Consider the following 24,352-nt stretch of genomic DNA (forward strand, 5'->3'; position numbering starts at 1 on the left):
TGAGGAGCGGCCGGTGCCGGGGATGAGCGAGATGCTGCGCCGCCGCCCGCTGTTCGCGCCCTCGCGCATCGACGGCGTCGACCTCGCTCGCGGCCTCGCCGTGATCGGGATGCTCGCGGCGCACCTGCTCGCGATCCCCGACTTCGATTGGACGATCCCCTCCTCGTACGAGGGGATCGTCCACGGGCGCTCGTCGATCCTGTTCGCAACGCTCGCGGGTGTCTCGATCGGGCTCATCAGCGGCGGACCGGTTCCGCTGCGCGGGCCACGACTCGAGACGGCCCGTCTGCGCCTGCTCGTGCGGGCCGGAGCGATCTGGGTGATCGGCGTGCTGCTTCTCTTCCTCGCGGTGCCGGTGTACGTCATCCTTCCCGCCTACGCGCTGCTGTTCGTGCTCGCTGCCGCGGTGCTGCCGCTGCGAGCACGCACGCTGCTCATCGCTGCCGCGGTCATCGGGCTCGTCGCGCCGTTCCCGCAGGCGGCGATCGACGGCTTGTCGTTCTGGTCGACACCCGAGGGGGTCGACGTCTCGAACGCTGTCGGATGGCACTACCCGTTCCTGACCTGGATGGCGTTCGTCCTCGCGGGCATGGGGGCGGCGCGCCTCGACCTGCGCTCGCGCGCGACGCCGTGGCTCCTCGCGCTCGCGGGGCTCGCCCTGACCGCTGTCGGCGCCGCGCTCGACATCGTGTGGGGACGCTCCGAGGTCTTCGGTGAGACGCCGTGGACCGGGGAAGCCCACTCATCCGGGTTGTTCGAGGTGATCGGATCCGGCGGGTTCGCCCTCCTCGTCATCGGCGTGTGCGTGCTCGTGTGCCGGACGCCCCTCACGTGGGTCGCGCTGCCGCTGCGCGCCGTGGGCTCGATGCCGCTGACCGCGTACTCGGCGCAGATCGTCGTATGGGCGCTCACCCGTCCCGCCGCCGAGCCGGGCGTCTTCGAGCTCGACTCCTACCGAGCCCTCGATCCGTTCTGGCCGATGACCCTCGGCATCATCGTCGGATGCACGGCCTGGGCGCTCGCCGTCGGGCGCGGTCCCCTCGAAGCCGGCATCGACGCACTCGCCCGGCTGACGGTGCGCGGGCGCGTGGAGGCGCCGGGGACAGCGATGCCGCCCCGATAGGCTGGAGCGATGAGCGCAGACACGTCAGGCGGCACGAACTCCGGGGCTCTCTGGGGAGCCCGCTTCGCCTCGGGCCCCGCGCCCGAGCTGGCCCGCCTGAGCCGATCGACGCACTTCGACTGGGCGCTCGCCGGGTACGACATCGCCGGATCGCACGCTCACGCGAAGGCGCTCGCCGCCGCCGGGTACCTCACTCCCGACGAGGAGAGTCGCATGCACGCGGGGCTCGACTCGGTGCTCGCCGCCGTCCGTGACGGATCGCTGCAGCCAGCCCCCGGCGACGAAGACGTGCACGGCGCGCTCGAGGCCGCCCTCATCGCGACCGTCGGACCGGAGCTCGGCGGCAAGCTGCGCGCCGGACGCAGCCGCAACGACCAGATCGCCACGCTCGTGCGTCTGTACCTGCTCGATCACGCCGAGGTCATCGCCCGCGACATCCTGCGAGTCATCGACGCCATCGTCGGTCAGGCCGAGAACCACTCCCGCGCGATCATGCCCGGCCGCACCCACCTGCAGCACGCGCAGCCGGTGCTGCTCGCCCACCACCTGCAGGCCCACGCCTGGCCGCTGCTGCGCGACCTGGAGCGCCTGCGTGACTGGTCGGTGCGCGCGCGGATCTCGCCCTACGGCGGGGGAGCGCTCGCCGGTGCGACCCTCGGTCTCGACCCGCAGCTCGTGGCCACGGAGCTCGGCCTCGAGCGTCCCGCCGACAACTCGATCGACGGCACCTCCTCGCGGGATGTCGTGGCCGAGTTCGCTTTCATCGCCGCGATGATCGGCGTCGACATCTCGCGGTTCGCCGAAGACATCATCATCTGGAACACCCGCGAGTTCGGCTTCGTCACGCTCGATGACGGCTACTCGACCGGGTCGAGCATCATGCCGCAGAAGAAGAACCCCGACATCGCCGAGCTCGCTCGCGGCAAGGCCGGTCGTGTGATCGGCAACCTCTCGGGTCTGCTCGCGACCCTCAAGGCGCTGCCGCTCGCGTACAACCGCGACCTGCAGGAAGACAAGGAGCCGGTCTTCGACTCGATCGAGACGCTCGAGGTGGTCTTGCCCGCGTTCGCCGGCATGGTCGCGACGCTCCGCTTCGACGTCGACCGGATGGCCGAGCTCGCGCCGCAGGGGTTCTCGCTCGCGACCGATGTCGCCGAGTGGCTCGTCAAGCGCGGTGTGCCGTTCCGCGAGGCGCACGAGATCTCGGGCTCGCTCGTGCGGCTCTGCGAGGAGCGGGGCATCGAGCTGCATGAGGCATCCGATGACGACCTCGTCTCGGTCTCGGAGCACCTGGCTCCCGAGGTCCGCGAGGTTCTGTCGCCCGAGGGATCGGTCGCCAGCCGCGACGGCATCGGCGGAACCGCGCCGGTGCGGGTCGCCGAGCAGCGTGCGGCACTGATCGCTCAGGCTCAGCAGGCCGTGCGGGTGTGGCAGCTCTGACATAAGCGATCGGCTGATACCGGATATTCATCAGCTGGTGACTGATATCCGCGAGATATAAGTGTTAGCCTGATCTGCATGACCGTTGCTGTCATCGCCGACATCGTCGGCTCTCGCCTGCTCGACGATCGCAGCCGCACCCAGGCGCAGATCGAAGCAGCGATGGCCGAGGTCGATCGCGCCTTTCCCGTCGCCGTGACCCCGATGCGTGCCACGTTCGCCGACGAGTTCCAGGCGGTCTTCGACGAGATGGATGACGCGCTGGCCTGGCTTCTGCTCCTGCAGCTGGCGCTGCCCGACGAGGCGTCGCTGCGCTTCGGGGTCGGTGTCGGCGACGTCGGCTCGGTCGCATCCGAGAGTTCGGACATCTCCGACGGGCCGGGGTGGTGGCGGGCGCGCGAGGCGATCGAGCAGGTGCACGCGATGCAGGACCGCGCGGTTCCGCGCGCCCGCATCCGCATTGTCGGAGGGGAGGACGAGGATGTCGCCATGGCCGACCGCATCCGCTTCGCCAACGCATACGCGCTCGCCCGCGACGAACTCGTCGGGGCGATGTCGGCGCGCGCGCGGCGCCTGACCTACGGGCGCTGCCTCGGTCGCACCCAGGGCGCTCTCGCGAAGGAGGAGGGCATCACCCAGTCGGCCGTGTCGCAGCTGCTGGCGTCATCCGGAGCTCCCGCGATCGTCGCCGGGTACACGGCCCTGACGGAGCGCTCGTCGTGATCGGCGCGGGACTCATCCTTTTCGCGGTCGGCGGGCTCGACCTCGCCCGCAAGCGGCTGTCGGGCGCGAAGCTCGGGATCGTGCTGGTGGTCCTCGGCGCGGCGCTGCTGCCGCTCGCGGCCTGGGCGGGCGCCGCGGCCTGGTGGTTCGCGGCGATCGCCGTCGCGGCCGGGTGGGCGGCGGTCACCTCGACGCGCGAGCCCACTCGATGGGGACTGTGGCCTGCGGCGCTCCTGGCCGTTGTGGTGGCCGTGGCGGTCGCCCTCATCGGGGTGCGCGACGGCCAGGGGCCTCTGGAACAGATCTGGCCGATCGACTCGCCCCTCGGCGTCGTGAGCCTCGACCTCGCCATCGCGCTCGCGGGAGCGCTGGTCTTCCTCGTCGAGTCCGGCAACGTCATCGTGCGGGCATCGCTGCGGGGCGGTGTCGTCGCCGCCGAGGCGGCGAACGAGCTGAAGGGCGGGCGCATCATCGGCCCTCTCGAGCGCGTGCTCGTGTTCGCCCTCACCCTCACCGGAGCGTTCACGCTGCTGGCCGCCGTGCTCGCGGCGAAGGGCATCGTCCGCTTCCCGGAGATCTCGCGCGACCACGACGGGGGAGACCGGGCCGAGTACTTCCTCGTCGGAAGCCTCGTCAGCTGGGTCGTCGCCCTCGGCGCGGCCTTTCTCATCTGGTGGGGAACCGCCGCCTGACCGTCATCGAGGCGGGTCGGCGGGTGCGCCGCTGACTCTTGTCGTGCTGAGCGGCGTTCGTCATGCTCAAGGCATGGCGAAGATGGAGCATTTCGAGATCCCGGCCGACGACATCGCGCGCGCCCGGGAGTTCTACCGAACCGTTCTCGGGTTCGACTACGAGCCGTGGGGAGATGACATGGGCGTGCTCCGGCAGCCCGATGGCGAAGGCGTCAACGGCGACCTGCACAAACGGTCTGCCGTGCCGCATCCGACAGTCGTCTTCACCGTCGACCGCATCGAAGACGTCGTGGCCGCGGCGGTTGCAGCGGGCGGCGAACAGGTCGGTGAGATCCAGGCTCTCGGCGACGACGCGCGCTGGGTCTACTTGCGAGACTCCGAGGGCAATGTGATCGGTCTGTACGACCAGGTCTCGGCGAGCTGACTCGCGTGCCGTCGTCAGGCTCAGACGCCAGGTCGGGGCGGCGAAGCCGCCCCGAGCGCCTCTCAGCCTGTCGGCGGGACGACTCAGGCTGATTCCTGACAGGTCGGACCTGCCCGACCAGCCGCGCCGTGCGCCGCTGATAACCTGAAGCGCGTGTCTGATGAAGCCCTGACGACCGCCCCCGTGGCGCTCGATCCCGCGTTCGAGAACGTGTGGGACGAGCTGGTGTGGCGCGGTCTCGTGCATGTGTCCACCGACCAGGAAGCGCTGCGAGAAGCGCTCGGCGGAGACCCGATCACGTATTACTGCGGCTTCGACCCGACGGCGGCATCCCTGCACCTCGGTCACCTCGTGCAGCTGCTGACGCTCCGCCGCCTGCAGCTGGCCGGTCACAAGCCCCTCGGTCTCGTCGGCGGCTCGACGGGCCTCATCGGTGACCCGCGCCCGACCGCCGAGCGCACGCTCAACTCGCGCGAGACCGTCGCCGAGTGGGTCAACCGGCTGCGCGGTCAGATCGAGAAGTACCTCAGCTTCGAGGGCGAGAACGCCGCTCGCATGGTGAACAACCTCGACTGGACGGCGCCGCTGTCGGCGATCGACTTCCTGCGCGAGATCGGCAAGCACTACCGCGTCGGCACGATGCTGAAGAAGGATGCCGTCGCCGCGCGCCTAAACTCGGATGCCGGCATCAGCTACACCGAGTTCAGCTACCAGATTCTGCAGGGGCTCGACTTCCTCGAGCTCTACCGCCAGTACGGCTGCACGCTGCAGACCGGTGGATCGGACCAGTGGGGCAACCTCACCAGCGGCACCGACCTGATCCACCGCGTCGAGGGCACCTCGGTGCACGCGTTCGGCACGCCGCTGATCACCAACAGCGACGGCACGAAGTTCGGCAAGAGCGAGGGCAACGCCATCTGGATCGACGCCGAGCTCACGAGCCCGTACGCGTTCTACCAGTTCTGGCTCTCGACCGCGGATGCCGATGTCGTCGAGCGTCTGAAAGTGTTCACGTTCCTCAGCAGCGCCGAGATCGCGGACTACGAGCGCCTCGTCGCCGACGAGCCGTTCCGCCGTGCCGCGCAGAAGCGTCTGGCGTTCGAGGTCACCGCGACGGTGCACGGTGTCGACGCGACGGCCAAGGTCATCGCGGCATCCGATGCACTGTTCGGCCAGGGCGACCTGACCGCTCTCGACGCCGCCACGCTGCGCTCGGCCCTGCAGGAGCTTCCGCACGCCACCGCGTCGGCCGGCACCTCGGTCGTGCAGCTGCTCGTCGACACTGGGCTCGTCGGCAGCCTGTCGGAGGCCCGCCGGGCCATCGCGCAGGGCGGCGTCTCGATCAACGGTGCGAAGGTCGACGACGAGTCGGCCGTCGTCGTCGGGGATCTGCCGGGTGGCGTGGCCGTACTGCGGCGAGGCAAGAAGACGCTCGCGGGCGTCTTCGTCGAGGACTGACCCGACCGGATGCCGTTCACCCCGAGCCACGCCGTCGTCGCGCTGGCGGTTGTTCGCACACCGCTCGTGCCGGCGGCCGTGGCTGTCGGGGCGATGGCTCCAGACCTGCCGTTGTTCGCCCGGGGGATCGGCATCAGCTACGCGCAGACGCACGCGTACCCGTGGCGGACGGTCGTGATAGCGGGCGTGCTGCTGCTCGCATGGTGGCTCCTGCTGCGCCCCGCGGTCCGTGAGCTCGCGCCGGACTGGCTTGCCGGACGGCTGCCGTCGACGTGGGATGCCACAGGCGGCGACGCGCTGCGAACGGTCGTGCCGGGGACGGGGCGCGGCCGGTCGGTCGCGGTCACGGTTCTGCTGGTCGTGGTGTCGCTGGCTCTCGGCGTGTTGAGTCATATCGCCTGGGATGCCTTCACCCACGAGGGGCGCTGGGGCGTCGAGCTCTTCCCGGCGCTGGCCGACCGCTGGGGACCGTTCCACGGCTACCGGTGGTTCCAGTACGCATCGAGCGCGCTCGGCCTGCTGGGGCTTGCAGTCGCGGGGGCGTTCTGGCTGCGGAAACGGTCGTCGGCTCGGGTGCGGCGGGTACTGCCCGGCGCCGTGCGGGTGGTCTGGTGGGCGTCGCTGCCGGTCGCGCTTGTCGTGGCGTGGCTGATCGGCCTGGCCGCGTACGGGCCACTGACGGCGGAGTGGACCGCCCAGCACCTGGCGTACCGCGTGCTGCCGCCCGCATGCGCCATCTGGGGGCTGGTCACGCTCGTGCTGTGCGTCGTCGTGCAGGTGGCGCGGCGACGTGTCGTGCGCTGAGTGACGCGGGGTAGTTGTCGAGGCGATCGGTGGTCGCGTGCCCGAGGTGTGGGTCAGTCGACTCCGCGCAGTCGGTCGATCTCGCGGCGTTCGCGTTTCGTCGGCCGGCCGGCGCCGCGATCACGGACGGCGAGCATCGCCATCGGCTCGCGCGGGGGAGTGCGGTCTTCCAGCGCGGTCGCGGCGACGGGCGCGCCGACGCGCTTGGTGAGCGTCTGCCGGACGACGAGGATGCGGTCGAAGCCCGCGATCCGCACCCGCAGCTCGTCGCCGGGCTTTACCGACTGCGACGCCTTGACCTTTTCGCCGTTGACCCGGACGTGACCGGCGCGGCACGCCGTGGTCGCCGCTGAGCGGGTCTTGTAGATGCGGACCGCCCATAGCCACGAGTCCACGCGGACAGGGGCATCGGATGCGGTCATGCGTTCCATTCTCGCCCAAGCGTCACGGGTGCTCGCCGGTACTGGTTTCGTGTGCGTCAGCGAGCTCGAGCGAGACCACGGCGACGTGCGGCTTGGGGCGCGCGACCTCGCGGAAGCCCGCGCTGAGGAACGTGGAGAGAGCCCCGTGGTACAGCTCGTTGGACGTCACCTTTCGCCCCGCATCCGGGTCGACGGGGTACGCCTCGACCACGCGTGCGCCGTTCTCGCGGGCGAAGGCGATCGCGGCATCGAGAAGCGCCGCGTTGAGGCCCGAGCCGCGATGCTCCTTGCGCACCGCGAAGCAGCTGACGGCCCAGACGTCCGCGTCGTCCCAGGGCTCGTCGGTCGCACCGGCATAGGCGCGGGTCTTGCTCAGTCGCACCTGGCGGGTCCGCGGCCCGACGCGAACCCAGCCGGCGGCGTCACCGTCGACGTAGGCCACGAGGCCGGGGGAGGGTGCGGCATTCACTTCGCTGCGGAACGCCGCCGCCCGTCCCTCGATGTCGGTGCGCTGGAACTCGGCGTTCGTCATCGTCCACCACTGGCACTGACACTCCCGTCCGTCACCACCGCCGCTGATGGCGTGCTGTGCGTCGCTGAAGCTGCCGGGCGTCACCGGCACGATCCTCGTCTCGGTCATGGGCCGACCGTAGCGCTCGCCACCGACACGGGCAACGCGCCCGGGTGCACCGGTTCGCGAGTGGGCCGCGGACCCGTTAGGATAGGGGAGTTGTCCGCGTGCGGGCAGCGGACCGGGATGTGGCGCAGCTTGGTAGCGCACTTGACTGGGGGTCAAGGGGTCGCAGGTTCAAATCCTGTCATCCCGACGGTTCGAAGCCCCGGCGAGCGAGATGCTTGTCGGGGCTTCGCGGTCTCTGGCAGTGGCTTCTCATTCAGGTCGCAGGTTGCTCAGGACTTCGGCGCCTCTGCTGCATTCGCGGCAGGCCCACGGAGCGTTATCCGAGCCGCGAGCTCATTGCCGCTGTCGTGTCGGGGGCTCGCAATGAGCCCTGCTGCGGCGAGGTCGGCATCCGGATGCAGGGCTCCCTCATCAGCCTTGAGGATCAGGTCGCGGAGCGGAGGCCGCCGGGCGTGAGCCCAGGCTTGAGCCGGGGGGGCAGCTTCAACCTGCCGCGTCGCCCTATTCTTCGCGTTGCCACGAAGGGGCTGGTGCCTGCGGAAGCTCTGGGCTAACGACGCGTCGTGACCGGCGCCATCAGCCAGGCGAGACCGCACAGCAGAGCGGCCCACGTAAACGGGATGATGTAGGTGATCGGGGCGTTTGGACCGGCCGCGCCGGCCAGCGCGGCGGCCTGGTCTACGGGCAGGAGATCGATGATCGTGGCAGGTGCCCTGACCGCACGCAGCGCTGTCGGGACGAGCCAGCCGATAGCCAAGAACAACCCGTAGGCGAGAGGGCCGGACGGAAGCAAGACGCCGATGGCGGTGCCAATCCAAGCAACAGCAACCGCTCCTAGCGCCAGGTGCGCTCCTCGCGCGATCTCCACCGAGAAGCTCGGCGGGCGTTGCTCGAGTAGCGCTGCCAAGCCTCCGACCACGATGACGCAGACGAGGAAAGTCGCCAGCGCCACGCCGGAGGAAACAGCTCCGACGGCACAGAGGCGCGCCGCGAGAAGGCGTCGTGCTGACGGCACTGCGAGGTTGCTCAAGCGACTACCCCCGGTGGTTCGGTCGCCCGAGGAGGCATAAACGCCCAACACGCCGGCTACCAGGAACATCGTGGTTGCGCCTGAGGTCGGAGCCGCCCGAAGGAGACTCGTAGCGTCGGCTTGCAGGCCGCCGTGTGTCGTGTCGGCCAATGCTTGAGCCAGCAGCACGGCAAGTGCCGCCGATCCTGCTCCTACCAGGACCACCGACGCCATCATCAGCCAGGGTGCGGGGACGGTGCAGTAGCGGGTGATTTCGAATGCGACGACGTCGCGCCAGCCTGGTCGAAGAAAACGCCGCTGAGCGCGGAGCCCTGTCTGGGTCACGGGTTCGGTGTTCATGTCTCAGCCTTGGTGAAATGCAGACGGCGCGAGGTTCTCCTGGTTCGCACGCGCCATCGCGAGCGTGTACTCGGCCTCGAGGTCCCCACGTGTCTCCCCGATCGACTCAACGAAAAGACGCTCGACGAAGGCCACGCGGGCAACGGCGGCGACGCGCGCGTCATGCACGACGACGCGACGTCCGTCGACGCTGACGACGTGGCCTTGGCGGCGCAGCAGGGCGGCGAGATCCGCGGCGGCATCCGTGAGAGCGGTGACGGTCCATCCGGCAGCCTCAGACGTCGAGCTTCCGGACGTCCTCGCCGGAGGGCGGGTCGTCACAATCTGTCCTGCCGACATCACTTCGACGTTGTCGCTCACCGCTGCGACCTCGCTGAGCACGTGGGACGACATGAGCACTGCTCCGCCTTTGTCGGCTACGCCTCGTACCAACGACCGCATCCACCGGATGCCGTCAACGTCCAAGCCATTGAGTGGCTCGTCCAGTATCAGAAGGCTCGGCTGCCCGAGAAGGGCGCGCGCGAGCGATAGCCGCTGCCGCATGCCGAACGATAAGGTTCCGACCCGGCGGCGCGCAGCTTCCGTCAGCCCGACCTCCATCAGCACCTCTGTCACTCGGGCCTTGTCGATCCGATGCGACCGGGCGGCGACGAGTAGCTCATCGCATGCTCGCCGGCGGGGGTGCAACCAACCAGCATCAAGCGACGCGCCCACCGAACGCATCGGCGATTGCAGGTGCGTGTACGACACCCCGTCGATGCTGACCGCGCCTGCGTCCGCGCGTTCCAATCCGAGCACTACTCGGAGAAGCGTGGACTTGCCGGCCCCATTCGGGCCTACGAGAGACGTCACGGTCCCGGGCGTGACGCGCAAGGAAACGTCGTTGAGCACCCGACGCCCACCGAGTGTTTTCGAGACGCCGGACACGATGAGGCGCGGCGCAGCGCCGGAGTCAAGCGTCCGCGACATGAACCTCGCCCTTCTCGATCGCGACGAGTCGGGTTGCCAGCTGGCGCAGGCGAGCTGGCAACGCATGGGCGACGACGATCACCGCTCGGCCTTGCGTGAGCCATGTCGAAATGGTGTCGATCAACGCCTCCACGGCGTCCTCATCGAGCGCGTTGAAGGGCTCATCCAACAGCACACAGGAGGATTCGACGTCGTCGGTGCACATGAGGAGCCAGCTCTTGCGCCGGTTCCCGGTCGACAACTCCGAGCTTGGCAAGTCACCGTAGTCGATCAAACCCCATCGTTGGAGCGCAGCGTCGATTTCGTCGTCCGAACTTCGCCCGCAAAGAATGAGGTGCTCGCGCAGGGTCAGCGCCGGAATGAGGCCGATCTCATGCGGAGCGTATGCCCTCATGCGTCGCGCTGTGGTGTCGCCTACCGAGACGCCGCGTATCGAGCATGTTCCCGAGCGCAGGGGCAGATTCGAGGCTGCGGTCTCGAGCAGCGTCGACTTTCCGCTGCCGTTCGCCCCCGTGATCAGAGTCAAACCTGGTCCGATAGTGAGTGTGACGTCGGTGAGTACGGGTGGCTCACCGCGATATGCGAGCGTGGCGTTCTCGAACGCGACGACTGCGCTCATTTCATTCACAGGACGTGCACCTTTCGACGGAGGAACACGAGGGCGACAGCCGCGGCCCCGACCGACGCCAGCAATACCGCGGGGGCAACGGCGAGCGGCGAGAATGTCACGGCGAGCGCGCCCAGAAGCGGAGGCGCACCCGAAACGAGGTGGCCATGGATACTGAGTTCGATGGTGCCGTCCGGCAATCGTTGGACCCCGGAATCGGCGAATGGGCACAGAATGAGGCCTGCTACAGCCCCGAACGAGGTCACAACAGCAACCAGCAGCGGAGTCGGATCGAAGCGCAACAGCGAGACCCCGGCACCCAGGACCAGGGTTGGAGCGGCGACCACGACGGTCAGAGTCACCCCGTAGACCGCGACCGCGACCGGAATAGACCGTGGCGCTGATCGGGCGGCCAACGCGAAGAGGGGCAAGACATGCAGCGGCGTGAGGAACGTCGATGCGGTCGCCGAGACAATACTGGCGACCACCAAAGGAAGCAGTGCGATCGCCGTCGTTCCCGGTGCTACGCCCGCCAGAGCGCCAGTGCCGGCGAGGCCCGCTGCCAGCACAGCTGAGCTCAACAGACACAGCGGGCGGAGAGTGCGACGGAGGATGATGGAGCCACGCCCGACCGAGCGCGTCACGAGCGCTACGAAAGCCGAGGGCCAGCCGTGGACTCTGCGGAGCGCAGACTCGACGCCGGTCGCGCGGCCGAATCGAAGCGCCAGTGCGTCGGTTACCAGGACCGCAGCGATCGCTGCGGGAGAGAAGGACGACGCGCTGCGCAACTGATCGGTCACGAATCGGAACAACTCCTCGACGTCCAGGGCGAGTAGTGCGACGGGGTTGAGGGTCGAGAGGAAAAAGCCCGCCGCTGCCCCGCAGCCGACGGCAAGTGCGACGGCGACGGGAAAGGAGTGCATCTTCGTCGGCGCTCGTGACACACCGACCGCGATGAGAAGCACGGCTGCGACGCCGACGAGCAGAACGCCACCGACCGTGGCCACATCGGCGGGGCCGCTGATCGTCACCGTCAGCGCGATCACGGCGATTGCAGCTACACGCAGCAGCGGTCGAAGCTGACCCCGCACGAACAGACTCGCGCGCGGGGCGACCCGCAGCCCGTCGAACAGGAGCCGGGAGAAGGGCGTCAAGTGTGCCTGCACGCGAGCTGAGCCGCTCACAGCAGAGAGGGCGGTGAGCGCCATCAGTACCTCGGCGACAAGGGCGACCACCGGCAGGAAGGGAGTGATAGCGACCGAAAGAATGCGGACGACGGCAGCGATCGCCACGAGAAGCAGCACGAGCATCGCGCCTGAACTGACGACCATCACGAGAAGGATCGTGCTGGCCGCGCGAACATTGTTGGTGACGCCGTTTGCTCGCGCCCACATAGCGAATTCGAACCGCGCGACGACAACGATCGCGCCCAGCGCCGACCGTGCCCGGCCGACAAGCGATGTTTGCCTCGGAGCCGCGAGCGCGCCTCCGTCCGCAGACGCTGCGACTATGGATCGAGAACCAACTGTCACGTGTGCCGCTCCCGGCCGAGCTGCTTCCGATCAAACGCTCCCTCAAGGTGCGCGAGGGCCGCGAGCCCGCACAGGGCGGCGGCCGAGTAGGGAAGCCAACCCCAGGCTTCCCCGCGCAGGAATGCCCCGATAACGACGCAGAGAAGCATGGCGATCGCGAAGAGAAGCACCCCGACGACTGGCACGAATGTGGGCTTCGCAACGAATATCACCAGCAGCACTGCTACGACCGCGCCCGCGACGGCCAACACCGAACGCGAAACAGAAAGCACGGCGAAGGTGCGTTCCGGTGCGCCGAGCTCGTTGGAGTCGCGGAGCAAGAACCCGACGACCGACGCCACGAAGAGAACACCAACAGCAGCCGGGGCGATCCATGGTCGAATACGTTTCCACGCGCTCATGCGAGAACCCTTCCGATCTGAGCGGCGAGCACGGCGCCGGTCGCTGCCGCGGCTAAAGCGATCGTCACGACCTGCACTCGCACCGCGACGTGCCGCCCGTGAAGCGTGCGGTAACCGACCGCGAAGATGATGGACACGCCGAACACCGCGATGGCCGTGATTGCGGCGGCTTTGGGGACAGCCGCTACCGCAGCGATGATGGCGAGCAGTGTTGAGCCTGCGGAAGCGTAATCGACGGCAGCGACCGCTGCATCGCGGGCATCCCACCGCGCCTCGGACCTGATCAAGCCGGCGAGGCCGCCGCCGACGATCGCCGCTCCCAGCCGTAGCACGACGTACGTCGCGATGGCGGCCAGTATCAGCATCGAGAGCGCGGTAACCCGCGCTAGGCCCTCGAAACCCTGGGGCACCTCGGTCGCAGGCAAGGCGAGCTGAGCGTCGATGTGTCTGACGAGGGCGAAGGCGCCAACTATGGCGAGGAGGACGTTGACGAGCACCCACGGCAGCGCGCGGCGCCGTCGCGGGGTCCTCGATACGTGGTCGAGGATGGACTCGGATGGTGCATTGATCATTTTTCTCCGTACCGGGCGGACTCGGTCGTCAGCGCGGCAAGCCGCCAGCGACCTCGAGAATCGCGCCGACGATCAGTAGCACGGTTCCGAGGAGTGCGTATGGGAGGGTGGCGGACAGTGACGCACTCAACGAGTTCGCGTGCTGCCGCCACGTGGCTGATCCAGACGGCTTCCGCAGATACAAGCGACGAGCTAGCTCCGCAGTCGGGAGAAGTCCCGCAAAACCGAACACAGCGAAACCCGCAACTTCGAAGGCGAGAAACGGAAGCAGCGCGTCGGCGGCTCCGCCGACGCCCCAGTCCGAAGCGGCGAGTCCTACCACCGAGCCGATGTAGATCCCCGCGAGTACCGTCATCGCGATCGTGATGGTGCCGAGCGTTGCGACTCCCGCGTAGAGGATGAGGCCGACCATGATGTTGCTGCCGAAGATCAGCGGCACCTGCTCCCAGGGCATGTATGCGGGGTCCTGACGGGCAGTTTCGAACGGCAGCCCGGCAGTGGCGCCGAGCGCGAGGGTCACGATCCACAGAGGGATCGTCACCCCCGCTGCCCAGCGCCGTGCGCCCGTCATCTCTCGTCGAGCCGAGGGCAAGCTCCTGGCGGACACGCTCAGGTCTTACTCGATGGCCTGCTTGCGCCCGAACGTCGCGATCGCCCAGCGGATGCCGCCCACGACGGCGCCGCCGACGCCGAGGCCGATGAACGCGGCCACCACGGTCGCGACCGCGGAACCCGCTAGGACCGCATCTACGATCGCGACGGCGACCCCGGCCTCGGCAACTCCTGCCGCCGTGATGATCGACTTCACCACCTCCGGCCCGAAGGTGCCGCTCAAGACGAGCGCGAAGGTGGCGATTGTCAGGGCCACCGTCGCGCCCGCGAGCTGACGGACGTTGATTCTCGTCTGGTCCTCGGCCAGACCCGTGACAGTGCTCATGTCTTCATCTCCTCACTTTCACGCGGAGCGGGCGCCCCGACATCGTCATGTTCGCGCTTGCCCGGACCCGCGAGTAGCGACGAACGTACTGACTTCGCCGGGGGTGATGCTCGCTCGAGCCGGTCGCCTTATCGAGTGTTCTCGGCTGCGCACAGGATCACGTCGCCCCGATTGTGGGTGACGATCCGCGGCACTGCGCTCGTCGTCGCAGTGCTGCGACGTGCGCTGACCTTCATGACGTTGCGCTCCGCGCTCCCCGGTGCGCGCTCGGGCGGCACGTCGCCGACGGTCAGCGCGCGGGTAACCGTGCGGTGAGGACCCACCGTCCGTCTGCGGGTCCCGACGTGAAGTGCCCGCCGGAGACCGAGACACGCTCGCGCAGACGGTCGAGCCCATAACCGGACGATGGGACGCCGCTTGTGGTCGGAGCAGGGTCGATGCTGTTGGTCAGCTCTAGACACACGTCGTCGTCGAGCACCTCGAGCGTGATCGTCACGGAGGCGTTCGCGGGCGCATGCTTCGCGATGTTGGTGGTGCCCTCACGGATCAGGTGCACCAGGGCCTGTTCGATCGTGGACGACACCGAGACGTCGCTGTATCGCACCGTGATGGCCGCCCCAAGCTGCAGGAGCGCGTCGCGGGCCTCCTCGAAAGCGGCGGCGATGTTCGGCGTCGGGACGTGGTCATCGGGCGTCTGAAGTGGGGAAGCTCCGTCGTCGCGCACGATCCGGAGCATCCTGCGAATGTCAGCCAGCGCCTGGTCTGCGCCGGCGCGGATGGCGCGAACGGACTGGTCGCGCAGTGCTTCGTCATCGACGCGCTCAAGAACCCTCGCGTGCATCGAGACGAGCGTGATGTCGTGCGCGATGATGTCGTGCAACTCGTCTGCGATGCGTTCCCGCTCGGCTTCGATCGCCGCCGTGCGTGCCTGGGCCAGTGCGGCGACGTCACCCGCCAGGCGCAACTCACGCCCGTGCGCCGCGCGCAGCGCCCAGCCGATGGAGGCGGAGATCGCGACCACGAGCGCCAGCGCGGGCAGCGCCGTGTTCGCGAAGATTCCGAGGACGGTGCTCGCCAGGATCGTGAGGATCAGCGTCGCGACGACGTAGATCGACACGAACCAGAGCGGGCTCGTGTAGACCACGAGGCCGGCAACGCCCGCGAGGTAGAGGACATCGCTGCCGTCCTGCCCCGCGGTGATCTGCACGAGCGCGATGAGGAGGAGGCTGGTCGCTGCTGCCGGGGGCCACCAGATGAACAGAGCCGTGGCCAGCATCGCAGGCAACCCAAACATCAGACCGCGCCACGCGACACCTGGCTCGGTGACGGCTAAAGCGATGTCGACGACGAGCATCACGGCCAGGACGAGGAGCAGGATGATGCGCCCCCGGCGCGGCAGCGCGGAGAACCCGCGCTCATCCGCGCCCACTCGGCCCGGCGCGTGCCGGTGTCGTAGTCTCCTCTGACGCTCCGTCACCCTCCCATCATGCCCGCATGGGTGATCGGGTCACTTGCAGATCCCCAGCAAGCGGCACAACTCGCTCATGATCGGACCCGCCGGTCGCATTCCCGCTGTGAACAAGAAGAGTTCCGTGAACATCGATACTCCTAACGAGGGTTCTCGGAGGAGGATTTCGGAAGAGCATGCCGGTGCACTGCGTCCGGAGGTATCGGAATTCACATACCTATGTACTAACCCGATTGTCGACGCGCTCCTTATAATCGCAGCGTGGGAGCCACGCGAGTGTTGATTGCCGATGACGAAGCGCTCGTCCGTCATGCTCTCCGTGTTTTCGTCGACACCAGCGGTGACATGAGCGTCGTCGGCGAAGCGGTGGACGGCGAGAGTGCGGTCGCGGCGACGGGGGAGCTTCGACCCGACGTCGTGCTCATGGATCTGCAGATGCCCAAGCTTTCGGGAATCGAAGCCACGCGTCAGATCACGACGGCCTCCCCGGATGTGCGGGTGCTCGCCGTCACGACGTTCTCGACGGAGCGGCACGTCGTACCGGCGCTGCGCGCTGGAGCTTCCGGCTACCTCGTGAAGGACACCGACCCGGACGACATCCTGGAAGCGATGCGCGAGATCCATGCCGGCCGGTCCGTCATCTCCCCACGCGTCACTCGCGACTTGATCAGCTCCGTGCGCGACGACCCGGGCATCGTCGGTGGTGCGCCTGCACCGCCACCCCTCACCCCGCGCGAGTTGTCGATCGTCAAAGCACTCGCTCACGGGCGATCGAATGCGGAGATCGCGAGGCAGCTGCATCTCGCAGAGCCGACCGTCAAGGCGCATCTGGGTCGGGTCATGACCAAGTGGGGGGTGCGCGACCGAGTGCAGGTTCTGATCTATGCGATAACGAAGCAGATCATCGACATCGAGTCATTCGATCTGCAGGCGCCCCGTTGATCGTCATTTGACCGGAGCGCCGACCGCGGTCGACCACCGACTCGAGGATGCGCGTCGCGCTTTCGAGGATGCTCGTGACGCACTGGACGAAGCGCGCGAGCGCCTGCTGCGAACGCACATCGAGACCGCGCGGCTGTGGCACGGGACACCCTGACCTGACCGCAGAGGCGGGCGTCCCGCCCTTCCGCGCGGCCTTCGCGGACGCGGGTGTGCCGCTCCGGCGCTCCGTCGACCGGATTCGCACTCCCCGCGGCATCCGGGACGAGGCGATTCGGTGCGCTCAGACCCCGTCGGCGAGGTGGTGGATGATCTCCGATGCCGGACCGGAGGTGGCGTTGCGCCACCCGGTGCCCGCCCACAGCTGCAACCGGTCCGCGTCGCCGGCCTGCGACGCCGCCTGTCGGAGTGGACGGGTGAGGTGTGGTGCACGGCCGGGTAGGCGTTGAGGTCGGTTCTCTGGTGGCGGTCGATGAACCCGTTGCGCAGAGCGCGAGTGGGGCGTCCCGTAAAGGCGCGGGTGAGGACGGTGTCGGGTGTGCGGGTGGCGCCGAACGTCGCACTGTGCCCCCCGGCGCGCGGTCCCTGGACAACGAGCCCATCCACGCCCGAGGCGTCGGCGAGGCGGGCTTCCTCAGCGGTCGTGACGCTCGCGAGGACGCGTGTTCCTCGCGCGTTTCCTGCGCGCGCCGAGCGGGCAGGATCTTGCAGCTGTTCACGCCCTACCCCGTGTGGCCCAAGCTCTTCGGCTTCGCATTGGCGCCGCCGTTTCGCTCGTCGCGTGCTGGCACCACTTCGCAGGATGACGCGACCGCCGGGGTGGCAGTCGGTCATGGTCACAGGGGGGTGTCTCCAGGATGGAAAGGCAATCAAGGACACGTGCCACTCCGAGACGCACCGACATCCCGGTCATAGCGCTGCGGTCAAGTTGGGAGCAGGATCGAGGAATGAATGAGGTGCCCCGGGCATTCCGTCGCCGCAGGATCGTGTTGGTTATCTGTCTGGGCGCCCTTCTGACTGCCGGGGGAGTGGGCTCTGCAGCGGGCTGGTGGTCGGACTCGGAAGCAGAGCCAGAGGACTCCTACGCTGCGGCATTCGCTGACAATGATCTGCTCCAGCGCGTGCAGCAGGGGGTCGCCGATGATGCCAATGAGCGGGGAGCGCTCGTACGAGTCCTCGAGCTCACGCCCCAGGAACTAGCAGAAGTGCCATCGTTCACATGGAGAGTGCTGAGCAGCACGGATTCCACCGTTGACGTGGAGGTCGAGTTCCACCTGGAGGATCGTAGTTTTTCAGCTGGTTGGCGGCCGCAGACGGCACGCCGAGCGTGCCGGTCTTACTTGCTCGAGAACAGTTCCGTCCGCGCGACGTGGCTCGAGTGTCCTGAGCCCGCGCCGAGCAGCCCCGATGGAGACTGGTAGTAGCTCTCGACCGGACCATGGCCGAGCGCATGGAGGAGGCACGTGCGCTAGCCCGGCCCCGGCCGCGAGAAACCGAGGACCCCCGTATGACGCTCATCGAGCACACGTCGCACTTCGAGAAGCAGTTCAGCGTGAGTGGCTACGTCCTCAATGCGGCGGGGGACCGAGTGCTGCTCGTGCATCACCGGAAGCTCACCAGATGGCTGCCCCCGGGTGGTCACGTCGACCCGGACGAGACGCCGCAAGCCGCCGTCGTCCGTGAGGTGCTCGAAGAGACGGGCATCCATGCGGCGGTGCGGCCGCACCCGGGCATCGACCTCGAGGTCGACGGCACGAAAGAGGCGCAGCTCGACCTCCCCACGAGCATGAGCTATCAGCTCATCCCCGAGCGCCCCGGCGAGCCGGCGCACATCCACCTCGACATGGCGTTCGTGCTCGACGTGACGGGGGAGGAGACCGTGAGCTTCGCGGCCGACGAGGTCCACGGCGCCGGGTGGTTCTCGCTCGCGGACGTCATGGAGCTCGACACCTTCCCCTCGGTACGGGCGATCAGCCGATCCCTGCTCGCCGACCCGGCCTCGATCACGGCGTAGCGTTCGGCTCCGATCGGTTCGCCAGATGCCGCGCGAGGTACGGCGCCGTCCGGCTCTCCGCCTCCCGCGCCACGTCCTCGGGCGTCCCGGCCGCCACCACGCGGCCACCCGCGTTGCCGCCGGCCGGACCGAGGTCGATGACCCAGTCGGCGGAGGCTACGACAGCCATGTCGTGCTCGACGACGACTACCGTGTTGCCGGCGTCGACCAGCGCGTGCAGCTGCGTGAGCAGCAGGCGCACGTCGGCGGGATGCAGTCCGGTGGTGGGCTCGTCGAGCAGGTACAGGGTGTGGCCGCGACGGGCGCGCTGCAGCTCGGTCGCAAGCTTGATGCGCTGCGCCTCGCCGCCCGACAGCTCGGTAGCCGGCTGCCCGAGCCGCAGGTAGCCCAGGCCGACGTCGCGTAGCGTGCGCAGGCTGCGGGATGCCGCGGGCACCGGCTCGAGGAACCCGGCAGCCTCGTCGACGGTGAGGGCGAGCACCTCGGCGATGTTCTTACCGCGGTAGGTGACCTCGAGCGTCTCGGCGTTGTACCGCGCGCCGTGGCACGTCGGGCACTTCCCGTAGCTGCCCGGCAGGAACAGCAGCTCGACCGAGACGTAGCCCTCGCCGAGGCACGTCTCGCAGCGGCCTCCCGCGACGTTGAACGAGAAACGGCCGGCGGTGTACCCGCGCTCGCGGGCGAGGTCGGTGCCGGCGAACACGGCGCGCACCGCATCGAACAGGCCCGTGTAGGTCGCCAGGTTCGAGCGCGGCGTACGTCCGATCGGCTTCTGGTCGACGCGCACGAGCCGGTCGATGTGCTCGAGGCCGTCGACGGTCCGCACCGTCGGGATATCGGCTCGCCCGTCGGGGAGTGTCGCCTCCGCCAGCCCGGTCTCGGCCGGCGCCGCGGCATCCGTTGTCTCGTCGTCCGGCTGGTCGCCTGCGTCATCCCCGCGCAGGTAGCCGCGCACCACGTCGCGGAGCACGCCTCCCACGAGCGACGACTTGCCCGACCCCGACACACCCGTGACGGCCACGAACGTCCCGAGCGGGAACGACGCGTCGACGTCCACCAGGTTATGCAGTGAGGCGCCCTTCAGCGTCAGCCAACCGGTGGGGGTGCGCAGGTCGCGCGGCTTCACGGCAGCGCCGTCGGCGTCGGGGAACAGGAAGGGCCGCGTCACCGACACAGCGACCTCGGCGAGTCCGTCGACGGCTCCGCTGTAGAGCACCTCGCCGCCGCCCTCGCCCGCTCCAGGTCCCACATCGACGATCCAGTCCGCGCCGCGGACGACGTCCATGTTGTGCTCGACGACGAACACCGAGTTCCCCGCGTCCGTCAGCTGCTCCAACACGTCGAGCAGCGGCTCGGCGTCGGCGGGATGCAGGCCGGCCGACGGCTCATCGAGCACGTAGACCACGCCGAACAGGCCCGAGCGCAACTGCGTCGCCAGACGCAGACGCTGCATCTCGCCGGGGGAGAGGGTCGTGGTCACCCGGCCGAGACCGAGGTAGCCCAGCCCGAGGTCGATCAGCACCTCGATGCGGGCGACGAGGTCGGTGGTGATCGCGACAGCGACATCCGTCCGCTCGCCGGACGATGACGTCGGCAGCGCGGGCGCGGCATCCGTCAGCATCGTGGTCGGACGCAGGATGTCGGCGAGGTCGCTCATCGGCAGGGCGTTCAGCTCGGCGATCGTGCGGCCGGCGAAGGTGACAGCCAGCGCCTCGCGCCGCAGGCCCGAGCCGCCGCACAGCGGGCAGACGCCGGTGCGCACGAACTGGAGCACTCGCTCGCGCATCTTCGCGCTGTTCGAGTCGGCGAGGGTGTGGAAGACGTACTTCTTCGCGCTCCAGAACATGCCTTTGTAGGGCTTCGCGACTCGGTCGCGCTGCGGAGTGATCTCCATCACGGGCTGTTCGTCGGTGAACAGCAGCCATTCCCGGTCGGCGGGGTCGAGCTCGCGCCAGGGGCGGTCGACGTCGTAGCCGAGGGCGATCGTGATGTCGCGGAGGTTCTTCGCCTGCCACGCGCCCGGCCACGCGGCGATCGCGCCGTCGCGGATGCTGAGGGAGGGGTCGGGCACGAGGGTCTCCTCGGTGACCGTGTGCGCGACGCCGATGCCGTGGCACTCCGGGCACGCGCCGGCGGCGGTGTTGGGGGAGAAGGCGTCGGAGTCGAGCCGGTCGGTGAACCCGTCGGGGAAGGTGCCGGCGCGCGAGAACAGCATCCGCAGCGAGTTCGACAGCGTCGTCACCGTGCCGACGCTCGAGCGAGAGCTCGGCGCGCCGCGACGCTGCTGCAGGGCGACTGCCGGCGGGAGCCCCGTGATCGACTCGACGTGCGGATTGTGGCCCTGCTGGATCAAGCGCCGGGCGTAGGGGGCCACGGACTCGAGATACCGGCGTTGCGCCTCGGTGAAGATCGTCCCGAACGCGAGCGACGACTTGCCCGAGCCCGACACACCGGTGAACGCGACGATCGCGTTGCGCGGAACGTCGACGTCGACGTTCCGGAGGTTGTTCTCGCGCGCTCCGCGCACGCGCACGAAGGCATCGGGGCTGACACGCGAGTTTCCGGACATCGGGCAAGCCTACGTGTCGGAGGTGCGCCGGGAGGGGGCGTCACCCGTTCCGTTCTCTTATTCGACGCAGAGCCAGATCTTCTACGGTGCGAAAGCAATGACTTCCGCACCGAACCTCGAGCAATCGCCCGTCAGCCCTGCCCGCGATCAGGAACCGTCCGCCGCGCCTTCGTGGCCGAACATGCGGACGCTCTGGTTCTTCGTCAGGCCACATCGCGCTCGTCTCGCCGTCGGCTTCCTGTTGGGGCTCGGAGGCACGGCAGCCGCGCTGGCGACGCCGCTGGTCACCAAGCGGATCCTCGACTCCGTCGGTGCGCCCGCCGAGATGCTGACGCCGATCGCCCTGTTGCTCGGTCTTGTTATCGCCGGCGCCGGATTCGGGTTCGCGCAGGCGGTGCTTCTCGGCAACCTCGCGGAGGACATCGTGTTCTCGGCGCGATCGATGCTCGTCAGACGGTTCTTCCGTGGACGAGTGGCGGACCTGCAGTTCCGGCCGACCGGCGAGGTGGTGACCCGAGTCACCTCCGATACGGTGCTGCTGCGCGAAGCGACCTCGTCCGCACTGGTGAATCTGGTCAATCAGGTGATCGCCCTCGCCGGATCGCTCGTCCTCATGGCGATCCTCGACCTCACCCTGTTCCTGGTGGCGCTCGGCTGCATCGTCGTCGTCGGCGTGCTCGCCGGTCGACTCATGCCTCGGATCGGAGAGGCGCAACGCCGCGCACAGGAGGCGGTTGGCCGTCTCGGAGCGATCCTCGAGGGCGGGGCTCGCGCTGTGCGGACCATGAAGGCGGCACGGGCGGAGGGAACCGAGGAGCGCCGCGTCATCGATCAGGCCCGCGATTCGATGCGCCACGGCAAGCGGGCCAATCGCACCGAGGCGTTCGCGTGGACCATCGCGGGCAGCGGCATCCAGTTCGGCATTCTTCTGATCCTCTCCGTCGGCGCCTGGCGGGTCGGGTCGGGGTGGCTCGAGGTGTCGACTCTCGTGGCGTTCCTGCTGTACGCGTTCCAGCTGGTCGAGCCGGTCAGCTCGATCACGATGTACGTCGCCGAGCTCCAGTCCGGCGCGGCCGCCGCTGCGCGCATCCGTGAGACGGAGGACATCGCCGCGGAGGACACCGCCAGCGGCGGGAACGCCCCGCAGCATGCTGGAGATGCGCCGGCGCTGGAGTTCGAGCGCGTGACGTTCACCTACCCCGGGGCCGTCGCGCCGGCCGTGGTCGACCTCACTCTCGGCCTGCCCTCGCGTGGGCGGATCGCCGTCGTCGGGCCGTCGGGAGCCGGGAAGACGAGCCTGTTCTCGCTGATCCTCGGGTTCTACCGCCCCGAGTCGGGCACAATCCGGATGAACGGCGGCGACTACGCCGCGCTGTCCCTCAGCTCGATCCGGGAGCGCATCGCCTACGTCGAGCAGGAGACGCCGCTGCTGACGGGAAGCGTGCGTTACAACCTCGCCTATCGGTTCCCCGATGCGACCGACGACGAGCTCTGGGCGGCGCTCGAGGCCGTGCGGCTGCGCGACCTGATCGAGAGCTTCCCCCTCGGCCTCGACGAGCCCGTGAGCACGACCAGCCTCTCGGGCGGACAGCGTCAGCGCATCGGGGTGGCGCGCGCGATCGTCCGGCGCCCCGCGGTGCTGCTGCTCGACGAGGCGACCGCGCAGCTGGACGGACTGACCGAGGCGGCGATCCACGATGTGGTCGAGCGAATTTCGTCCGAGACCCTCGTCATCACGATCGCTCACCGACTCTCGACGGTCATGGACGCCGATCGGATCCTCGTCATGGACCATGGGCGCATCGGCGCCTCGGGCACGCACGACGAGCTCGTCCAGACGAGCCCGCTCTACGCCCGTCTCGTCGAAGCGCTGCGGATCGTCCCCGCATCCTGACCGGCGCAGCCGCCGCGGGCAGACTGAGGCGCGGAGCAGATCGCGGTGTTTCCGCCCGTGTCGGAGGTGCGCCCTAGGCTCGTGCGGTGGGTATCGCAGAGTGGGTCGCGCCGCGGCGTCTGGGCCGTGACTTCCGGTGGCTGTTCGCTTCGTCGCTGACGAGCAACATCGGCGACGGCATCGCCCTCGCAGCCGCGCCGCTCCTGATCGCCTCCATGACCGATTCGCCCATCCTGGTGGCTTCCGGAGCGGTTATGCAGTTCCTGCCGTGGCTGCTGTTCGGGCTTCACGCCGGCGCCATCGCCGACCGGGTCGACCGACGGGTCCTGATCATGGTGGCCAACGGCATCCGGGCTCTCGTGCTGGTCGGTCTGTGCGTCTTCCTCGTCACCGGTCTCGCCAGCATCTGGATGGTGCTGATCGTGGCGTTCCTCTACGGCACCGCCGAGGTGTTCGTCGACACGACGAGCAGCACTCTGCTGCCGATGATGGTGCGCAAAAGCGACCTCGGCATCGGCAATGCGCGCCTTCAGGCCGGGTTCCTCGTGGCGAACCAGCTCGGCGGTCCGCCGCTGGGTGCCTTCCTGTTCGCCGTGGGATCGTTCTGGCCGTTCGCCGTCCAGGGGCTGTGCGTCGCGCTCGCGATCGTCCTCATCTCGCGGATCACCGCGACGAAGCGCGTCGAACCGGCGGACGGACCGCGTGAGCGTACTCCGGTGCACACCGATATCCTCAGCGGTATCCGCTGGCTGTGGCGCAACCCGCCGGTGCGGACGCTCGTGATCATCATCCTCACCTTCAATGTGACCTGGGCCGCGCCCTGGGGTGTGCTCGTCCTCTACGCGACCGACTACCTGCGGATGGGGCCGGTCGGGTACGGCGCGCTGACGACGGCTTCCGCGATCGGCGGACTGGCGGCGACCCTGCTCTTCGGAAGGCTCGAACGACGCTTCTCGTTCGCCGCGCTCATGCGCGTGTGCCTCACCGCCGAGGTGCTCATGCACCTGGCTTTCGCCCTGACGACCTCGGGGGCGGTCGCCTTCGTGATCATGATCGCGTTCGGCGCCTACGCCTTCGTCTGGGCGACGATCTCGACGACCGTTCGGCAGCGCCTCGTTCCTCACGAGCTGCAGGGTCGCATCGCCTCGGTCAACATGGTCGGGGTCTTCGGCGGACTCGTGATCGGGCAGGCGCTCGGCGGGGTCATCGCCCAGGTCTGGGGGCCGACCGGCCCCTGGTGGTTCGCCTTCGTCGGCGCGGCGCTGACCCTGCTGCTGGTCTGGCGTCCGATCACGCACATCGCGGCGGCTCCGCCAGCCGTCGACGACGAGACGGAGGCTGTCGCGGCCGGGTGA

24 protein-coding genes and 1 tRNA gene are annotated in these 24,352 nt (G+C 68.7%); 12 read left to right on the plus strand and 13 right to left on the minus strand.

From position 1 onward, the window contains the following. The first annotated feature begins 22 nt into the window (after nt 1-22). The 7 genes from VC184_RS05015 to VC184_RS05045 all read left to right on the plus strand — a co-directional run bounded on the left by VC184_RS05015 (nt 23) and on the right by VC184_RS05045 (nt 6,664). Nucleotides 23-1,123 carry a heparan-alpha-glucosaminide N-acetyltransferase domain-containing protein gene (locus tag VC184_RS05015; RefSeq protein ID WP_323987715.1) on the plus strand — a complete coding sequence of 367 codons (1,101 nt, stop codon included), beginning with the start codon at nt 23-25 and terminating at the stop codon, nt 1,121-1,123. Nucleotides 1,124-1,132: 9 nt separating this feature from the next. Further along, on the plus strand, nt 1,133-2,563 hold the full coding sequence (gene argH, locus VC184_RS05020; protein ID WP_323987449.1) for an argininosuccinate lyase: 1,431 nt from the start codon (nt 1,133-1,135) through the stop codon (nt 2,561-2,563). 78 nt (nt 2,564-2,641) lie between these two features. Next, on the plus strand, nt 2,642-3,286 hold the full coding sequence (locus tag VC184_RS05025) for a SatD family protein (protein WP_323987451.1): 645 nt from the start codon (nt 2,642-2,644) through the stop codon (nt 3,284-3,286). Next, nucleotides 3,283-3,978, plus strand: a complete 696-nt coding sequence (locus VC184_RS05030) for a hypothetical protein (RefSeq protein ID WP_323987453.1) — start codon at nt 3,283-3,285, stop codon at nt 3,976-3,978. Before VC184_RS05025 ends, VC184_RS05030 begins: the two co-directional genes overlap by 4 nt. Nucleotides 3,979-4,051: 73 nt before the next feature. After that, nucleotides 4,052-4,402 (plus strand): VOC family protein, encoded by a 351-nt coding sequence (locus VC184_RS05035; protein WP_274177579.1) that lies wholly within the window; start codon nt 4,052-4,054, stop codon nt 4,400-4,402. A gap of 153 nt (nt 4,403-4,555) precedes the next feature. Continuing rightward, nucleotides 4,556-5,860, plus strand: coding sequence for a tyrosine--tRNA ligase (tyrS, locus tag VC184_RS05040; protein WP_323987454.1), 1,305 nt, complete (start codon nt 4,556-4,558; stop codon nt 5,858-5,860). A 9-nt stretch (nt 5,861-5,869) separates the two neighbouring features. After that, the gene (locus VC184_RS05045; RefSeq protein ID WP_323987455.1) at nt 5,870-6,664 is read left to right on the plus strand and encodes a DUF4184 family protein; all 795 of its coding nucleotides are present in this window, start codon (nt 5,870-5,872) and stop codon (nt 6,662-6,664) included. Nucleotides 6,665-6,717: 53 nt separating this feature from the next. On the opposite strand, the gene VC184_RS05050 is transcribed toward VC184_RS05045, so the two are convergent. Both VC184_RS05050 and VC184_RS05055 read right to left on the minus strand, forming a co-directional pair. Next, nucleotides 6,718-7,086: an RNA-binding S4 domain-containing protein gene (locus VC184_RS05050; RefSeq protein WP_023951692.1), complete on the minus strand. Its 369-nt coding sequence runs from the start codon at nt 7,084-7,086 to the stop codon at nt 6,718-6,720. Between the two features lie 22 nt (nt 7,087-7,108). Next, complete coding sequence (locus VC184_RS05055; protein WP_282502315.1) at nt 7,109-7,726, minus strand: GNAT family N-acetyltransferase; 618 nt, start codon at nt 7,724-7,726, stop codon at nt 7,109-7,111. A 113-nt stretch (nt 7,727-7,839) separates the two neighbouring features. Between VC184_RS05055 and VC184_RS05060 the strand changes: the two genes are divergently transcribed. After that, nucleotides 7,840-7,913: transfer RNA gene (locus VC184_RS05060), tRNA-Pro, on the plus strand. Nucleotides 7,914-8,276: 363 nt separating this feature from the next. Here VC184_RS05060 and VC184_RS05065 read toward each other — a convergent pair. The 9 genes from VC184_RS05065 to VC184_RS05105 all read right to left on the minus strand — a co-directional run bounded on the left by VC184_RS05065 (nt 8,277) and on the right by VC184_RS05105 (nt 15,590). Next, complete coding sequence (locus VC184_RS05065) at nt 8,277-9,095, minus strand: hypothetical protein (protein WP_282502337.1); 819 nt, start codon at nt 9,093-9,095, stop codon at nt 8,277-8,279. 3 nt (nt 9,096-9,098) lie between these two features. After that, complete coding sequence (locus VC184_RS05070; protein WP_274177585.1) at nt 9,099-10,064, minus strand: ATP-binding cassette domain-containing protein; 966 nt, start codon at nt 10,062-10,064, stop codon at nt 9,099-9,101. Beyond that, nucleotides 10,048-10,683, minus strand: a complete 636-nt coding sequence (locus VC184_RS05075) for an ABC transporter ATP-binding protein (protein WP_282502339.1) — start codon at nt 10,681-10,683, stop codon at nt 10,048-10,050. The genes VC184_RS05070 and VC184_RS05075 overlap by 17 nt, the downstream gene beginning before the upstream one ends. A gap of 5 nt (nt 10,684-10,688) precedes the next feature. Next, nucleotides 10,689-12,065: a hypothetical protein gene (locus VC184_RS05080; protein WP_282502340.1), complete on the minus strand. Its 1,377-nt coding sequence runs from the start codon at nt 12,063-12,065 to the stop codon at nt 10,689-10,691. 134 nt (nt 12,066-12,199) lie between these two features. Then, nucleotides 12,200-12,604, minus strand: coding sequence for a hypothetical protein (locus VC184_RS05085; RefSeq protein ID WP_282502341.1), 405 nt, complete (start codon nt 12,602-12,604; stop codon nt 12,200-12,202). Further along, a complete protein-coding gene (locus VC184_RS05090; protein ID WP_282502342.1) occupies nt 12,601-13,176 on the minus strand; it encodes a hypothetical protein in 576 nt (191 codons plus the stop codon). Before VC184_RS05090 ends, VC184_RS05085 begins: the two co-directional genes overlap by 4 nt. Nucleotides 13,177-13,204: 28 nt before the next feature. Continuing rightward, nucleotides 13,205-13,717 carry a stage II sporulation protein M gene (locus VC184_RS05095; protein ID WP_282502343.1) on the minus strand — a complete coding sequence of 171 codons (513 nt, stop codon included), beginning with the start codon at nt 13,715-13,717 and terminating at the stop codon, nt 13,205-13,207. 75 nt (nt 13,718-13,792) lie between these two features. Continuing rightward, nucleotides 13,793-14,113 carry a hypothetical protein gene (locus tag VC184_RS05100; protein ID WP_274177591.1) on the minus strand — a complete coding sequence of 107 codons (321 nt, stop codon included), beginning with the start codon at nt 14,111-14,113 and terminating at the stop codon, nt 13,793-13,795. A gap of 289 nt (nt 14,114-14,402) precedes the next feature. Continuing rightward, complete coding sequence (locus VC184_RS05105) at nt 14,403-15,590, minus strand: sensor histidine kinase (protein ID WP_323987457.1); 1,188 nt, start codon at nt 15,588-15,590, stop codon at nt 14,403-14,405. 252 nt (nt 15,591-15,842) lie between these two features. Between VC184_RS05105 and VC184_RS05110 the strand changes: the two genes are divergently transcribed. Further along, entirely contained in the window at nt 15,843-16,523 is a 681-nt protein-coding gene (locus VC184_RS05110; RefSeq protein WP_274177593.1) for a response regulator, read from the plus strand. Between the two features lie 3 nt (nt 16,524-16,526). Here the strand turns inward: VC184_RS05110 and VC184_RS16345 are convergent, their stop codons facing one another. Next, on the minus strand, nt 16,527-17,354 hold the full coding sequence (locus VC184_RS16345) for a nitronate monooxygenase (protein WP_354452187.1): 828 nt from the start codon (nt 17,352-17,354) through the stop codon (nt 16,527-16,529). Between the two features lie 673 nt (nt 17,355-18,027). Here VC184_RS16345 and VC184_RS05115 point away from each other — a divergent pair. Further along, a complete protein-coding gene (locus VC184_RS05115) occupies nt 18,028-18,534 on the plus strand; it encodes an NUDIX hydrolase (RefSeq protein ID WP_274177594.1) in 507 nt (168 codons plus the stop codon). On the opposite strand, the gene VC184_RS05120 is transcribed toward VC184_RS05115, so the two are convergent. After that, nucleotides 18,524-21,103, minus strand: coding sequence for an excinuclease ABC subunit UvrA (locus tag VC184_RS05120; RefSeq protein WP_323987460.1), 2,580 nt, complete (start codon nt 21,101-21,103; stop codon nt 18,524-18,526). The two genes, VC184_RS05115 and VC184_RS05120, sit on opposite strands and share 11 nt — an antisense overlap. Nucleotides 21,104-21,200: 97 nt before the next feature. On the opposite strand from VC184_RS05120, the gene VC184_RS05125 reads away from it, so the two are divergent. Then, a complete protein-coding gene (locus VC184_RS05125) occupies nt 21,201-22,997 on the plus strand; it encodes an ABC transporter ATP-binding protein (protein WP_323987461.1) in 1,797 nt (598 codons plus the stop codon). An 86-nt stretch (nt 22,998-23,083) separates the two neighbouring features. Further along, nucleotides 23,084-24,352, plus strand: a complete 1,269-nt coding sequence (locus VC184_RS05130) for an MFS transporter (RefSeq protein ID WP_274177596.1) — start codon at nt 23,084-23,086, stop codon at nt 24,350-24,352.

The organism is Microbacterium plantarum (assembly GCF_035231185.1).
Lineage (GTDB): Bacteria > Actinomycetota > Actinomycetes > Actinomycetales > Microbacteriaceae > Microbacterium > Microbacterium plantarum.